Raw genomic sequence first — 14,649 nt, forward strand, 5'->3', positions numbered from 1 at the left:
TCACAGGGCGCCGTCGAGGACCTCGCGCAGCCGGGCCCCGAACTCGACCGACTTGCCGGGCCACGGGCCCTCGGCGCTCGCGAACCCACCGTGGTGGCTGGGGAAGACGACGAGCGGCAGGCCGATCTCCGTGGCGACGCCGCGGGCCGCCCGGGCGGTGACGGCGTCGCCCGTCTCCTCGCCGACGCCGATGACGATGCTCGCCGAGCTGCTGCGCAGTGCGTCGAGGTCCGGTCGTGACGACGTCACGGTGGCCGAGCGGTCGGAGAGGAGGGGGTCGTCGCGCGAGCCGTCATCCTCGGGCGGGAGGCCGAACTGCGCGAGGTCGGCGGGCGGCTGCGCGAGGAATTCCTGCGTGAACTCGCCCTGCCACCCGGACATCCCGATGAACTCGGCCATGCCTGCGCCGAAGCCGCGCTCGGCGTAGGTCGACGTCACCCGCTCGAAGGCCTGCGTGGCCGCCTCGGCGTCGGGCAGCGCCCACAGCGACGGTGGCTCGTGGGCCACCACGGTGGCGAGGTCTTCGGGGTGCGTCGCAGCCCACTCGAGCGCGGCCACCGCGCCGCCGCTGCTCGCGAACACGTCGACGGGGCCGGCGCCGAGGTGCTCGACGAGGGCGTGCAGGTCGGCCGCCTGGTCCTGCGGGTTCTGGTCCTGGCGGCCGTCGCGCCGGGTCGAGCTGCGCCCGAGACCGCGCGGGTCGTAGGTGACGACGGTGCGGTCGGTGAACTCCCGGGCCAACGCCTCGAACCCGTCGGCGCACATCGGCTGGCCGATCATGAGCAGCGGCGGCCGGCCGTCGGCGGTGGGGAGCGGCCCTCGCACGTCGTGGACGAGGTCCACGTCGGGGAGCTCGAGGGTGGCGGTCCGCGCGTCCGGCTGCGAGGTCTCGGTCGTCATGGGTCCAGCCTGTCAGCGCCGACCGCCCGGGAGAGGCCTGACGGCCCAGAACCTTGTCAGCCACGGCTCAGGAAGCGTTGCGAGACTTCGGCGCATGACGCGCCACCTCGCCATCCCCTTCCTCGCCTCCGCCGCCCTGCTCGGCGGCTGCTCGGCCGCCGAGGACATCGCCTCCGACGCGGCGTCCGCTGCCACGTCGCAGGCCAAGGAGTCGGCCGTGCGTGAGCTGCGCGGCACCGTGTGCCCGCTCGTCGCCGACCGCGACCTCAGCGAGTCGGACCGTGAGACGCTCGGCTCGGCGATCGACCTCGCCCAGGGCCTCGGCGTGGAGTCCGAGCTGCTCACGGCGGCCGAGGACGTCGTCGCCTCCGACGGCACCCCGCCGGAGTCCACGCTCGCGAAGATGGCCGACGCCTGCCGCTGACACCGACGTGAGATGCCCCGGTATGCCGGGTGGCCGGCATACCGGGGCATCTCTCGTTGCGTCAGTGGGAGTCGGTGTCCCCGGCCATGAGGCGGCCGATCTCGGTGCGGTCGGCGTCCTTGCCGGCGACCTCGGCGACGACCCTGCCGCCGTGGATCACGGCGATCCGGTCGGCCAGCGAGAGGACCTCGTCGAGCTCGGCCGACACGAGCAGGACCGCGGCTCCGGCATCGCGGGCCTCGACGATCCGGCGGTGGATGAACTCGATCGAGCCGACGTCGACACCACGCGTGGGCTGCGCCGCCATGAGCAGCCGCGGCCGTGCGGTCATCTCGCGGGCGACGACGACCTTCTGCTTGTTGCCACCGGACAGCGAGCCGGCAGGCACGTCGACGCTGGGCGAGCGGATGTCGAACTCCTCGCGCAGCTTGACGGCGTGCTCGCGCACGGCGCCGAAGTCGCGCACGAACCCCTTGGAGTAGGGCGCCTCGTCGTAGCAGTTGAGGACGAGGTTGTCGGCGATCGACCACCCACCGACGATGCCGTGCTTCTCGCGGTCCTCGGGGATGTGACCGACACCGGCGTTGTTGGTGTCGTGCGCGTTGGACTTCGTGATGTCGTCGGCGCCCAGGCGGACGGTGCCACCGATCGAGGGGCGCATGCCGGCGATGCTCTCGACGAGCTCGCGCTGTCCGTTGCCCTCGACTCCGGCGAGGCCGACGATCTCGCCCGCCCGCACCTCGAGGTCGAACCCGTCGACGGCGGGGAGGCCGCGGTCGTCCTTGACCTGGAGCCCCTTGATCGACAGGACCGTGTCACCGGGGGTGGCCTCGGCCTTGTCGACGCGCAGGACGACGTCGCGGCCGACCATCATCGAGGCGAGATCGCTCGTCGTCGTGCTCGTGAGGTCGTCGACCCCGCCGACGACCTTGCCCTGCCGCAGGACGTAGCAGCGGTCGGCCACCGCGAGCACCTCACGCAGCTTGTGGGTGATGAAGACGATCGACGTGCCGCCGGCGGCGAGCTCCTTCATGACGCCGAGGAGCTCGTCGGTCTCCTGCGGCGTGAGCACCGCGGTCGGCTCGTCGAGGATGAGCAGGTCGACCCGGCGGGAGAGGGCCTTGAGGATCTCGACGCGCTGCTGGGTGCCGACGGGGAGGTCCTCGATCTCGGCGTCGGGGTCGACGCTGAGATTGTGCTTGGCCGACAGCTCCTTGACCATCCTGCGGGCGCCGTCGAGGTCGAGGATGCCGCCCTTGGCGGTCTCGTGGCCCAGCATCATGTTCTCGGCGACGGTCATGACCGGGACGAGCTGGAAGTGCTGGTGGACCATGCCGATGCCGCGTCGGATCGCGTCCTTGGGGTCCTTGATCCGGCTCGAGTCGCCCTTGATGGTGATCGTGCCGGAGTCCGGGGTCATGAGGCCGAAGATCTGCTTGACCAGGGTGGACTTGCCGGCGCCGTTCTCACCGAGGAGCGCGACGATCTCGCCGCGGTCGACCCGCAGCGAGATGTCCTGGTTGGCGTGGACGGTGCCGAAGGACTTCGACAGGCCCTCGAGCTCGAGGAGGGTCTCGCGCGAGCCGGCGGTCTCGCCGGACTGCGGCGGGGTGCTGGACGGGGTCTGCATGGTCAGTCGCCCTTCACGAACGGTTGCCCGACGGCACCCGGTGCCCGGACCCGACCCGCGGCCGCGGCGAGCACGACGAGGGTGAGGACGTAGGGCAGGAGGTTGATGAACTGCTGGGGGATGTTGACGACGTTGCTCGCCTGGAGCTGCGAGGCCGACGCCGACATGAAGCCGAAGAACAGCGCCGCCGCCAGGGCCCGCAGGGGACGCCACGCGCCGAAGATGAGGATGGCGAGCGCGAGGAAGCCTCGGCCCGAGCTCATGCCGCGCTCGAAGGTGCTCGTCGCCTCCATCGAGAGGTAGGCACCCGCGATGCCGGCGAGCGTGCCGGCCAGGGTGACGTTGACGAGCCGCAGCGCGACGACGTTGATGCCGGCGGTGTCGGCGGCCGAGGGGTACTCACCCACGGCCCGGGTCCGCAGGCCCCAGCGCGTCTTGAAGAGCAGGAAGTGCAGCACGATCGCGATGACGAGTGCGAAGAGCGCGATCGGGCCGTCCGAGAAGAAGACCGGGCCGATGAGCGGGATCTTCGACAGCAGCGGCACGTCGAAGTTCGGCAGGCCACGCGGGATCGTCTTGCCCGACTCGTAGTAGAAGGACGTGATGCCCGTCGCCACGATGTTGATGACGACACCGGCGATGATCTGGTCGAGCTGGCCCTTGACCGTCGTGAACGCGAGGAACGCGCCCATGACGATGCCGGACAGGGCGCCGACGATGACACCGACGAGGACCGACTGCGCGGCCGCGGCCGCGAAGAAGCCCGCGAACGCCCCGACGAGCATCTGGCCCTCGATGCCGATGTTGACGACGCCGGAGCGCTCACCGATGACACCGACCATGGCGCCGAGGACGAGCGGCACCGCGAGGAACCATGCGTTCGAGAACATCGAGACGGCGATGTTGGGGTTGATGAAGTAGAAGACGTATGCGGCGGCGAGGACGAGCAGTGCCGTCCCGGCCCAGATCTTGTTGCGCTGAACCCATTCCATGTCAGGCACCCCAGCTTCCGGCGAGCTGCGTCTGCTTGACCGTGTGCCGGCGGAAGATCCACTTGGCGATGACCGGCAGCGAGACCATGAGCAGCGTGATGGCGAGGAGGACGTCGACGACCTCGGGACGAATGCCGAGCTCGAACTGCAGGGTCGGCGCCCCGGCGCGCATGGCGCCGACGAGGATCGCCGCCGGGATCGTGCCGAGCGGGTTGCCGCGGGCGAGCAGCGCGATGGTGATGCCGTCGAAGCCGAGCGAGCCGGCGATGCCGTTCTGGTAGCGGTAGGGCTCGATCTGGAGCAGCTCGAAGGCACCGGCGAGTCCGGCGAGCGCACCCGACATCGCCATGGCGATGAGCGTGGTCCGCGTCGTCGAGATGCCGGCATACCCGGCTGCGAACTTGTTGCGGCCCACGGTCTGGAGCTCGAAGCCCAGGGTCGTGCGGCCGAGCATCCACGCGACGGCCACGGCGAGGATGAGCGCGACCGGCAGTCCCCACGGGATGACGCCGAGCGGGTTGAGCCGCGCCGCCTCGGGGACGGCGTGCGAGGCGGGGAAGGGCTGGCCCGGGTCCGAGAGGGGACCGCCGTTGATGAGCCAGTCGATGATGCCCACGGCGATCGAGTTGAGCATGATCGTCGAGATGACCTCGTGGACGCCGCGGGTCGTCTTGAGCAGCGCCGCGATCGAGGCCCACATGGCTCCGAAGAGGACGGCGACGACGACGGCGACGATGACGAGCAGGGCGGCGGGCAGGTCGCGCAGGGCGTAGCCGACCCAGGCCGCGCCGATGCCACCGGCCATGAGCTGTCCCTGGCCGCCGATGTTGAAGAGGCCGACCTTGAGCGGGATCGCCACGGCGAGGCCGACGAGGATCAGCGGGGTCGTCTTCTGCAGGGTCGCGAGCAGGCCCGACTCGGTGAGGAACGAGTGGGTGAAGAGGCGCTGGTACGCGTAGGTGGGGTTGAAGCCCTGCGCCCGGATGAGGATCGCGCCGATGGCGAACGCGAGCACGACCGCGATGAGCGGGACGACGATCGCCTGGTGGCGGACGAGGAAGCCGAGCAGGCCCGTGGGCGGCGGCGGCGCGCCGCGCTCGGCGACGACGGGCACCGTGGGGGCGTCCTTGGCGGGGGCGTCCGGCGCGGCGGGGGGCGCGTCCTTCGCCGGCGGGCGGTCGGGGTCAACCATGACTCTCCGTGGGTGTCGTGACAGGGGTCTGAACGGAGGAACGGGTGCCCTCCGGGGAGGGCACCCGTTCCGTCGAAATCATGCTCGGACTGTAGCCGACCGGGATGTCGGACCAACAGGTTCGACGGAGCCGGTCCGGTGGTGCCAGACAGTGCCGAGCGGGTGCTGCGGTCAGGCGATCTTGAGCGTGCCGTCCTCGAGCTGCTTGATGACGTCGGCGACCTTGGTCTTGACGTCGGCGGGGATCTTCGAGTCGAAGTCGTGGAACGGCGACAGGCCGGTGGTGCCGACGAAGTTGCCGCCCTTGATCGAGCCGTCCTTGGCCTGGTTGAGCAGGTCCGTGGTGCCCTGGGTGAGCTTCTTCTCGGCCGAGGTCACGAGGCACGGGTGGGCCTCGGGGACGGTCTCCCACTGGTCGACGTCGACACCGATGCAGAAGATCGACGAGCCGGCGCCGGAGGTCTTGGCAGCCTCACCGATCGCGCCGTTGCCCGTGCCGCCACCGGCGCCGAAGATGAAGTCCGCGCCCTGCGCGAGCATCTTCTTGGCCTCGCCGGCGCCCCACGGGGAGTCGGAGAAGGCGTTGTCGCCAGCCGGGTGGTAGACCTTCGCGACCGTGACCTTGGGGTTGGCGGCCTTGGAGCCCTGCTCGTAGCCCTTGGCGTAGGCCTGGGTCGGGGGGATCTCGGCGCCGAGGACGATGCCGAGCTTGTTGGTCTTGGTCATGAGACCCGCCATGTAGCCCGCGGCGTAGCCGGCGTTGGCCTCGGGGAAGATCAGGCCGGTGACGTTGGGCGCGGTGGCCTTCTCGTCCTGGAACTGGTCGACACCGATGAACTTGACGTTGGGGTTCGCCTTGGCGGCGGTCACCGTGGCCTCGGCCATGAGGAAGCCGACAGTGACGATCGCGTCGTACTTCTGGTCGGTGAACTGCTTGAGGTTGTTCGCGTAGTCCTTCGCGTCCTTGGTCTCGATGTACTTCGTCTGGACGCCGTCGCCCTCGAGGGCCTTGACGCCTTCCCAGGCGGCCTGGTTGAAGTTCTTGTCGTCGACCGAGCCGGTGTCGGTGACGAGTCCGATGCAGAACGTCTCCGTCGAGGAGCAGTCCTTGGGGGCCGCCGAGCTGCCGTCGGAGCTGGTGTCACCAGTGCTGCCGCCACAGCCAGCGAGGACGAGGGCGAGGGCGGCGGGTGCCGCGACGAGGAAAGGCTTGGCCTTCATAGGGGTCTACTCCTTGGGGGTGTGCAGGATGCCCCCGAATGCTAGCGGCGAAAACCACGCCCTGAGACCGGCTTGAAAATCCGTTGCCGTGTCGTTACTGGCCAGTCGATCCGTGCAGGTCAGGGCGCTTCGGGACTGTCAGGCGCGGCCCTCGCCCGCCGCCGCGAGCCGCCCGGGAGAGGTGTCACGGGTCAGCGCGGCGATCTCGGCGGCATACGCCGGGAAGGTCACGGACAGGTGCCCGCGCTCACCGAGGGTGAAGTGCTGCGGCCGGAAGGCCGGGCTGCACCAGCACGAGAGCAGGGTCCACGCGCCCATCGTCGCCGCTCCCTGCCAGACCCCCGAGCGCACGAGCATCTGCCGGCGCTGCGCGTTGAGCAGGGTGAGGGTGCCGTGGTTGCGCCGCGGCCCTTCCTTGAGGCGGAGCAGCGCAGCCGGTGCCCCCTCGAGCCACTGCCACCCCTCGTCGACCTCGAGCCGGTGCATCGCCGAGAACCCGTCGGGCGCCGAGGTGAGCAGCACGAGGATCGACGACAGCCCCTGCGTCCGCGGGCCCTCGGCGAACCAGGCGCCCTCGTCCGGGATGGGCTGCATCTTGTGCTCGGCGATGATCTGCTCGGGCGTACGCATCGATCAGGCTTCCTCGACCTCGTGTGCGGCGGCTGCGGCATCGCGAGCGCGGGCGCGGCACCGGTCGAGCAGGTCGGGCGTGTCGACGAGGGTGCTGCGTCGCTCGCGAACCACGATCCTGCCATCGACGACGACGTCCGTGACATCGCCCCTGCCCGCCGCGTGGACGAGCAGTGCCGGGACGTCATGGACGGGCGTGAGGTGCGGCTGGTCGAGGTCGACGAGGACGAGGTCCGCGCGCTTGCCCACCTCGAGGCTGCCGACGAGGTGGTCGATCCCCAGCGCGGCGGCGCCGTCGATGGTCGCGGCTCGGACGATCTGGGCAGCGCCCACCTCCGGGTGGCCGCTGGTGAGCGCGGCGAGGTGGGCGGCTTGGCGCATGGCCTGCCACATGTCGAGGTCGTTGGAGCTCGCGCACCCGTCGGTGCCGATCCCGAGGCGTATGCCGTCCGACCGCCAGCGCTGCCAGTCCAGCGCCCCGGAGGCGAGCTTGAGGTTGGACCCGGGGCAGTGGGCGACGGTGACGCCGGCTGCCGCGGCGAGCGCGCGGTCGGCGTCGGAGAGGTGCACGCCGTGCCCGAACACCACCTTGGGCCCCGTCGAGACCCTCTCACCTTCTTGCGTCTGCGGATTCGGTCGCTCTAGCGACCGAATCCGCAGACGCAACCAGCCGGCGTCGGCGAGGAGCTGCGTCGGGGTCGCACCGAAGCGGTCCAGCAGGTCGGTGTTCTCGGCGGCGTTCTCGGAGACGTGGGTGTGCAGGACGCCGGTGGGCGTGAGCTCGCCCAGCACCGACACCACCTCGGCGAGGTGCTCGACCGAGTTCGTGTAGGTCGCGTGCGGCATCGCCGCCACCGGGACCTCGGGGCCACCGGTCTCGCGCAGCACCTCCGGCCAGGCGCGCAGCCCGGCGATGCGCTCGTCCCACGAGAGCCCGTCCGGGCCCGGGCCGTCGAAGAACGTCGGCCCGCCGACGTGACGCGCACCGGCCGCGACGGCTCCGCGGTGGGCGGCCTCGTGGTGGAAGTACATGTCGAGCTGGGTCGTGCAGCCCCCGAGCAGCGACTCGAGCGCACCCAGCGTCGCGCCGAGCTCGACGGTCGCGGGGTCCATCACCGCGCCCTCGGCCGCCCACACCCGCTCGAGGAAGCCCTGGAGGTCGACACCCTCGGCGATGCCGCGCAGCAGGGTCATCGGCAGGTGGGTGTGGAGGTTGACCAGGCCGGGGAGCGCGAGCCGGCCCCGACCGTCGACCACCTCGTCGCCCTCGCGCGCCTCGACCGCGCCGACTGCGGTGATGACGCCGTCCTCGACCACGACCGAGACGTCGCGCAGCACCGTGTCCTCGGCGTCGACGGTGACGACGACCGCGAGGTCGCGCAGGACGAGCCGGCTCACGAGGCGCTCGCGTCGGTGTCGTCGGACCGGAAGACCGACCGCGTGTGGATGAGCTCGTCGACGAGGGCGAGCACCTTGGGCGCACCCGTCGCCAGCACCTCGCTGATCTCGTCCATCGTGATCGGCTCACCCGGCCGCACGCCCGCCGCAGGGTTCACGACGAGGCTGACCGCGGCATACCGGAGTCCTGCCTCGGCGGCGAGGGTCACCTCGGGGACACCGGTCATGCCGGCGACCGAGCCGCCGGCGAGTGCGGCGAGCCGGATCTCGGCCGGCGACTCGAAGCGCGGTCCGTCGAAGCAGACGTAGGTGCCGCCGTCGACGACCGGCTGCCCGATGGAGGTTGCGGCGTCGAGGATCTCGCGGCGCAGCACCGGGTCGTAGGCGTGCGTCATGTCGGTGTGTACGACGCCGCCGGACCCCTCGCCGTCGTGGAAGGTCCCCTCGCGGCGACGGGTGAGGTCGAGGAAGTCGTCGATGCAGACGATCTCGCCCGCCTCGAGGTCGGGGTCGATGCCGCCGGTGACGTTGACGGCGAGCACGTCGCGCACCCCGAGGTCAGCGAGCGCCCGGATGATCGCGCGGTAGTTGACCCGGTGCGGTGGCACCTCGTGCCCGGCGCCGTGACGGGTCACGAAGACGACGGGCTGCCCGTGCCAGGTCCCTCGGGTCACGGACACGCTCCCGTATGCCGTGTCGACCCCCTCGTGGCGCGCGTCGTCGAGCGCGTCGAGGTCGTAGAAGCCGGTGCCCGCGATGATTCCCAGGGGGTGGAGAGTCACGCGCTCACGCTACCGGGGGGTGCGAGGATGCGACCCATGACGAGTCGGGCGAGACGGGTGGCGGTCGCGGCGACCGGCCCGGCCTCTCTCGGCGCTGGCCAGGCGGTCGTCGCCGAGGGCGGCAACGCGGTCGACGCCGCCATCGCAGCGGCCATCACCTCGATGAGCACCGAGCCGGGCATCGTCAGCCTCGCCGGTGGCGCCTTCGTCACGATCTGGCCGCCGTCGGGTCCGCCGGTGGTCCTCGACGGCAACGTGGCGATGCCGGGCCGGGGACTTCCGCGCGAGGCGTTCGGCGGGGGAGTGCGCGAGGTCGTCACCGACTACGGCGGCGGCGTGACGATGTATGCCGGCCACGGCTCGGTCGCCGTCCCCGGCGCCCTCTCGGCCTGCGAGAGTGCGGTGACGCGCTTTGGCTCACGTCCGTGGGAGTCGGTCGTGGCACCCGCCGCCGGTGTGTGCCGCGACGGCTACCCGATCGGCGGGGCGGCCACCCGATACCTCGGGTTCGTCGCCGACGGCCTCTTCGGCCACGACACCGGCGCCCGCGCGCTGACTCGCCGACCGGACGGATCCGCTTTCGTCGCAGGCGATCTCGCCCGCAACACCGAGCTCGCCTCCGTGCTCGACGCGGTGGCCCGTGAAGGTGCCTCGCTGCTCGTGACCGGTGACCTCGGTCGCGCGCTCGCGTCCGACATGGCCGCGAACGGTGGGCTGGTCACGGACGCCGACCTCACGGCATACGAGGTGGTCGAGAGGACTCCGGTGCGTCGACGCGTCGGCGACTGGGACGTCGCCGTCAACCCACCACCGTCGGTGGGTGGGCCGATGCTCGCGGTCATGCTGTCCGAGCTCGAGCGGACCCAGGGATTCTCGTGGGACGACGTGCTGCGCATCCAGCGGGCGGTGCTCTCCTACCGGCTCGCGGTCCACGACGTGTCGCACGACCTCGACGCCGACGGGCACGCGCTGCTGGAGACGGTGGAGCGGCACGGGCTGGCGGGCCTGCCGACATCGGCGTCGACGGCCCACATCTCGGCCGTCGACTCCGACGGGCTCGCGTGCGCGGTGACGATGTCGAGCGGCTACGGCGCCGGGGTGACGATCCCGGGCACGGGCATCCTCCTCAACAACGCACTCGGTGAGCCCGAGCTCAACCGGCTCGGCCTGCACGCCCTCGAGCCCGGCACGAGGCTCGCCTCCAACATGGCGCCGACGGTCGCGCGCGCCGACGACGGCAGCGTGCTCGCCGTCGGATCCCCGGGTGCGGACCGGATCACCACCGCGCTCATGCAGGTCCTCGGGCAGCTGTGCCTGCACGGCGCCGACCTCGACGCCGCGATCCAGGCGCCGCGGGTGCACGTTCGCTTCGAGCAGGACGGCGAGGCGGTCGTCGAGCACGAGGCGAGTGCCGAGATCGAGGAGGCGGTCGCGGCGACCGGTCTGCGCGGGCTCGACCACGGCGAGCTGTCGATGTACTTCGGTGGGGTGGGCGCGGCCCTCCTGGGGGCCGATGCTCGGCTGCGGGCGGCCGGTGACCCCCGGCGCGAGGCCGCGGTCGGGGTCGCATAGTCCGTCCGGGCCCCCGGGGTTGCGGCCGGTCACGGGCAGGGCCAGTCTCGGGGAAGCGACGCCGACGTCCGAGAACCACCGCCGGCGCCCTCCCGGCCGGCGACGGTTCGGTCGGGGCCGACTCCGGAGGTGGACCTGACCCATGAAGCGCACGGTCACAACCCTCACAGCCGTCGCGGCAGCGGCGGCTCTCCCGTTCATCCAGCCACACAGCCTGCCGGACCGGGCCGACGCCAGCAGGTCGACGCAGCAGTCGACCGCCGCCGACCAGGCCCGCGGACGCGACCCCGTCGAGCGCCGGATCGACGCCCTGATCCGCCGGATGACGACGACCGAGAAGCTCCAGCAGGTGCAGCTGCTCTCCGACGGCCAGATCACCGACGCCGACGCCAAGGCCGGCGTGGGCGGGGTCTTCAGCCTCACCGACCCCGACAAGATCAACCACTTCCAGAAGGTCGCGGTCGAGCAGTCACGGCTGGGGATCCCGATCCTCTTCGCGTTCGACACGATCCACGGCTACCGGACGATCTTCCCGGTGCCGCTCGGCGCGGCCAGCTCGTTCGACCCGAAGGTCGGCGAGATCGACGCCGCGATCGGTGCGCGCGAGTCCGCGACCGTGGGCCTCAAGCAGGTCTACAGCCCGATGGTCGACGTGTCGCACGACCCCCGCTGGGGCCGGATCGTCGAGGGCGGCGGTGAGGACCCCTTCCTCAACTCGGCCTTCTCGGCGGCACGCGTGCGTGGCGCGCAGGGCTCCGACTACTCGAAGCCGGACAAGGTCGCGGCGTCGGTGAAGCACTTCGTCGCCTACGGCCAGCCCGAGGGCGGACGCGACTACAACACGACCGACATGTCGGAGCGCCGGCTGCGTGACCTCTACCTGCCGCCGTTCAAGGCGGCGGTCGACGCCGGGGTCGCCTCGGTCATGTGCTCGTTCAACTCGCTCAACGGTGTGCCCGGGTGCGCCAACCACGAGACCGAGACCGACATCCTCAAGAAGGAGTGGCGCTTCGACGGGTTCGTCGTGAGCGACTACACCGCGGTGGCCGAGACCCGGGCGTGCCCGCCGGTCATGCCCGCCGAGGGCTCGTGCGGCCACGGCACCGCGGCCGACGGTCCGAGCGCCGGCGCCCAGGCCCTCATGGCCGGCACCGACCAGGAGATGGTGAGCACCTACGTGCGCGACTACGGCGCCGGGCTGCTGCGCAGCGGTGACATCTCGCGGGCCCGTCTCGACGACGCGGTGCGCCGGATCCTGCGGGTGAAGTTCCGCGCAGGGCTCTTCGAGAACCCCTACGTCGACGTCGCCAAGGCCAAGGACCCGGCGAGCTTCCTCACCCCCAGCGACCGGGCAGCCGCCCGCAAGGCCGCCGGTGAGTCGATGGTGCTGCTCAAGAACTCCTCGGCCACCCTGCCGATGTCGCCGGCGAAGAAGACGGCCGTCATCGGCCCGCTCGGCGACGACCAGCACAACATGCTCGGCCCGTGGTGGGGTCGCGGCGAGGACAAGGACGCCGTGAGCGTCTACACCGGGGTCAAGGCGGTCAGCCCCACGGCGACCTACACGCCCGGCTGCACCCTCGTCGACAGCGAGCCGCCGAACATCAAGCCCACCGACTACTGCGCCACCGACGCCGGCTTCGATGCCGCCGTCGCCGCGGCCCAGGCGGCGGACCAGGTGATCATCGCCGTCGGTGAGACCCGGGGCATGAGTGCCGAGGCGGCCTCGCGCAGCGACATCTCGCTGCCCGGCCTGCAGCAGCAGCTCATCGACCGGATCAAGGCCACCGGCAAGCCGTTCGCCGTCGTCCTGTTCAACGGGCGCCCGCTCACCATCCCCGAGGTCGACGCCACGGCGCCCGCCATCCTCGAGGCGTGGTTCCCGGGAGTCGAGGCGGGCAACGCCGTCGCCGACGTCGTCTTCGGCAAGGTCAACCCCGGAGGCAAGCTGCCGGTGTCCTTCCCCGTCACCGTCGGCCAGGTCCCGATCTACTACAACCACGAGCCGACCGGGCGTCCCTGCGACATCGGCCAGAAGTACGTCTCGCGGTACCGGGACCTCGACACCTGCGACCCGCTCTACTCGTTCGGGCACGGCCTGAGCTACACGACGTTCGACGTGAGCGCGCCGCGACTCGACCGCACCAGCGTGAGCCGCAACGGCAAGGTGACGGCGACGATGACGGTGACCAACACCGGGTCGGTCGCCGGTGACGAGGTCGCCCAGCTGTACCTCCACGACCCGGTGGCCAGCCTGTCGCAGCCGGTGCGCCGGCTCGTCGGGTTCGAGCGCGTCACCCTCGCGCCGGGTCAGAGCAAGGTCGTGAGGTTCACGCTCGACCGGGGCGCCTTCGGCTTCCACGACAACGACGGTCGCCTCGTCGTCGAGCCGGGCACCATCGAGCTCTACGGAGGCAGCTCCTCCAAGGCCGACAAGAAGGTGACGTTCACGGTCACCCGCTGACCCGGCATCCGGGCTGGGTGGTCACCGGGTCGCGCCGGTGACCATCCAGCCGTCGGTGCGCACCCGTGCCCACATGAGCACGCCGCGGATCGCCATGAACCCGGTGAAGGCCAGCCACAGCCACATCACGGCGTTGCCGGTGGCGCGGGCGCTGCCGTCCTCGAGGAGCCAGTCGCCCATGAGGTGCACCCCGAGGATGAGCGGCAGGTAGAGGAGGAGGTTGGCGAGCATCGCGCGAGCCAGCCACCGGCCGTCCCCGGCGCCGATGAGGACGCCGTCGATGACGAAGACGTAGCCGCTCAGAGGTTGCGACAGCGCGACGATGACCAGGGCCGCCGCGATGGCGGCCTGCACGGCCGGGTCGCTCGTGAAGAGGTTCGGCAGGACGGTGCGCAGCAGGAGCAGGACGATGCCGAGCACGAAGCCGCCGATGATCCCCCATCGGACCATGAGCGTGGTCGCGGAGCGGGTCCGGACGACGTCGCCCTCGCCGAGGGTGCGACCGGTGATGGCCTGCGCGGCGATGGCGATGGCGTCGAGCGCGAAGACGAGGAAGCTCCAGATCGTCGCCGACACCTGGTAGGCCGCGAGCGGGACGTCGCCCAGCCCGGCCGCCACCCACGTGGTCACGAGCAGGACCGCGCGCAGGGCGAGGGTGCGCACGAGCAGAGGTATGCCGGTGCGTGCCGCCCCGAGGATCCGTCCCGGATGTGCCCGGAGGGTGACCTGCTGGCGCGCGGCCTCACGCATGAGGACGACGACGAGCGCGGTCGCCATGCCGGTCTGCGCGAGGACGGTGCCGTGGGCGGAGCCGGCGATGCCCCAGCCGAACCCGTAGACGAAGAGCAGGTTGAGCGCGATGTTCGACGTGAAGCCCAGAGCGCTCGCCGCGAGCGGGGTGCGGGTGTCCTGGAGCCCGCGCAGGACACCGGTGGTCGCGAGGACGACGAGCATCGCCGGGATGCTGATGGCCGAGATCCGCAGGTAGGTCACGGCGTGGCCGAGCGCCTCGGGTGAGGCGCCGAAGACTCGGCAGATCGGCCCGGCGGCCGCGGCGACGACCACGGCGGTGACCGCGCCGAGCCCGACGGCGAGCCAGGTGCCGTCGATGCCGGCGGCGATGGCCCCGGCCCGGTTGCCGGCGCCGAGCTGCCGCGCGACGACCGACGTCGTGCCGTAGGCGAGGAAGACGAAGAGGTTGGCGGCGGTGAGCAGCATGGCGCTCGCGACGCCGAGTCCGGCGAGCTGCGGGGTGCCGAGGTGGCCGACGATCGCGGAGTCGGTGAGCAGGAAGAGCGGCTCGGCGACGAGGGCGAGGAACGCCGGCAGCGCGAGCCGGAGGATCTCGCGGTGCTGGCTGGGCGTCTCCTCGCTCTCCCGTCCGCCCCCGGGGGTCTGCTCTCGCACACCGGAAACCTAGTGCCCGCTCGCCGCGCGCGTCGGG

General features: G+C 71.5%; 12 protein-coding genes. 3 read left to right on the forward strand and 9 right to left on the reverse strand.

The genetic code is table 11. The annotated features are described in order from the left end of the window. Positions 1-900, reverse strand: a complete 900-nt coding sequence (locus ACSQ11_RS06160) for an alpha/beta fold hydrolase (RefSeq protein ID WP_436004033.1) — start codon at positions 898-900, stop codon at positions 1-3. 94 nt (positions 901-994) lie between these two features. Between ACSQ11_RS06160 and ACSQ11_RS06165 the strand changes: the two genes are divergently transcribed. Then, positions 995-1,324 carry a hypothetical protein gene (locus ACSQ11_RS06165; RefSeq protein WP_436004035.1) on the forward strand — a complete coding sequence of 110 codons (330 nt, stop codon included), beginning with the start codon at positions 995-997 and terminating at the stop codon, positions 1,322-1,324. Positions 1,325-1,385: 61 nt separating this feature from the next. Here the strand turns inward: ACSQ11_RS06165 and ACSQ11_RS06170 are convergent, their stop codons facing one another. From ACSQ11_RS06170 to ACSQ11_RS06200, 7 genes are all read right to left on the reverse strand, one after another. Continuing rightward, the gene (locus ACSQ11_RS06170) at positions 1,386-2,954 is read right to left on the reverse strand and encodes an ABC transporter ATP-binding protein (protein WP_436004037.1); all 1,569 of its coding nucleotides are present in this window, start codon (positions 2,952-2,954) and stop codon (positions 1,386-1,388) included. Between the two features lie 2 nt (positions 2,955-2,956). After that, on the reverse strand, positions 2,957-3,946 hold the full coding sequence (locus ACSQ11_RS06175) for an ABC transporter permease (protein WP_436004039.1): 990 nt from the start codon (positions 3,944-3,946) through the stop codon (positions 2,957-2,959). A 1-nt stretch (position 3,947) separates the two neighbouring features. Then, positions 3,948-5,138, reverse strand: coding sequence for an ABC transporter permease (locus ACSQ11_RS06180; protein WP_436004041.1), 1,191 nt, complete (start codon positions 5,136-5,138; stop codon positions 3,948-3,950). A 171-nt stretch (positions 5,139-5,309) separates the two neighbouring features. Continuing rightward, positions 5,310-6,359 (reverse strand): BMP family lipoprotein, encoded by a 1,050-nt coding sequence (locus ACSQ11_RS06185; protein ID WP_436004043.1) that lies wholly within the window; start codon positions 6,357-6,359, stop codon positions 5,310-5,312. 138 nt (positions 6,360-6,497) lie between these two features. After that, entirely contained in the window at positions 6,498-6,989 is a 492-nt protein-coding gene (locus tag ACSQ11_RS06190) for a cupin domain-containing protein (protein WP_436004045.1), read from the reverse strand. A gap of 3 nt (positions 6,990-6,992) precedes the next feature. Beyond that, positions 6,993-8,387, reverse strand: coding sequence for an amidohydrolase family protein (locus ACSQ11_RS06195; RefSeq protein ID WP_436004047.1), 1,395 nt, complete (start codon positions 8,385-8,387; stop codon positions 6,993-6,995). Next, positions 8,384-9,169: an S-methyl-5'-thioinosine phosphorylase gene (locus ACSQ11_RS06200; protein WP_436004049.1), complete on the reverse strand. Its 786-nt coding sequence runs from the start codon at positions 9,167-9,169 to the stop codon at positions 8,384-8,386. Before ACSQ11_RS06200 ends, ACSQ11_RS06195 begins: the two co-directional genes overlap by 4 nt. Positions 9,170-9,205: 36 nt before the next feature. On the opposite strand from ACSQ11_RS06200, the gene ACSQ11_RS06205 reads away from it, so the two are divergent. Beyond that, positions 9,206-10,741: a gamma-glutamyltransferase gene (locus ACSQ11_RS06205; protein ID WP_436004051.1), complete on the forward strand. Its 1,536-nt coding sequence runs from the start codon at positions 9,206-9,208 to the stop codon at positions 10,739-10,741. 142 nt (positions 10,742-10,883) lie between these two features. After that, entirely contained in the window at positions 10,884-13,205 is a 2,322-nt protein-coding gene (gene bglX, locus ACSQ11_RS06210) for a beta-glucosidase BglX (RefSeq protein ID WP_436004052.1), read from the forward strand. A gap of 21 nt (positions 13,206-13,226) precedes the next feature. Here bglX and ACSQ11_RS06215 read toward each other — a convergent pair whose 3' ends face one another. After that, complete coding sequence (locus ACSQ11_RS06215) at positions 13,227-14,612, reverse strand: MATE family efflux transporter (protein WP_436004053.1); 1,386 nt, start codon at positions 14,610-14,612, stop codon at positions 13,227-13,229. Positions 14,613-14,649: the final 37 nt, after the last annotated feature.

The organism is Knoellia sp. LjRoot47, from assembly GCF_964253435.1.
In the GTDB taxonomy this organism is placed as follows: Bacteria; Actinomycetota; Actinomycetes; order Actinomycetales; family Dermatophilaceae; genus Knoellia.

What these genes read in the sequence shown, in the direction of transcription:
- ACSQ11_RS06175 (WP_436004039.1), bottom strand. Translation starts at nt 3,946, where the DNA reads ATGGAATGGGTTCAGCGCAACAAGATCTGGGCCGGGACGGCACTGCTC.
- ACSQ11_RS06190 (WP_436004045.1), bottom strand. Translation starts at nt 6,989, where the DNA reads ATGCGTACGCCCGAGCAGATCATCGCCGAGCACAAGATGCAGCCCATC.
- ACSQ11_RS06160 (WP_436004033.1), bottom strand. Translation starts at nt 900, where the DNA reads ATGACGACCGAGACCTCGCAGCCGGACGCGCGGACCGCCACCCTCGAG.
- ACSQ11_RS06165 (WP_436004035.1), top strand. Translation starts at nt 995, where the DNA reads ATGACGCGCCACCTCGCCATCCCCTTCCTCGCCTCCGCCGCCCTGCTC.
- bglX (WP_436004052.1), top strand. Translation starts at nt 10,884, where the DNA reads ATGAAGCGCACGGTCACAACCCTCACAGCCGTCGCGGCAGCGGCGGCT.
- ACSQ11_RS06185 (WP_436004043.1), bottom strand. Translation starts at nt 6,359, where the DNA reads ATGAAGGCCAAGCCTTTCCTCGTCGCGGCACCCGCCGCCCTCGCCCTC.
- ACSQ11_RS06170 (WP_436004037.1), bottom strand. Translation starts at nt 2,954, where the DNA reads ATGCAGACCCCGTCCAGCACCCCGCCGCAGTCCGGCGAGACCGCCGGC.
- ACSQ11_RS06180 (WP_436004041.1), bottom strand. Translation starts at nt 5,138, where the DNA reads ATGGTTGACCCCGACCGCCCGCCGGCGAAGGACGCGCCCCCCGCCGCG.
- ACSQ11_RS06205 (WP_436004051.1), top strand. Translation starts at nt 9,206, where the DNA reads ATGACGAGTCGGGCGAGACGGGTGGCGGTCGCGGCGACCGGCCCGGCC.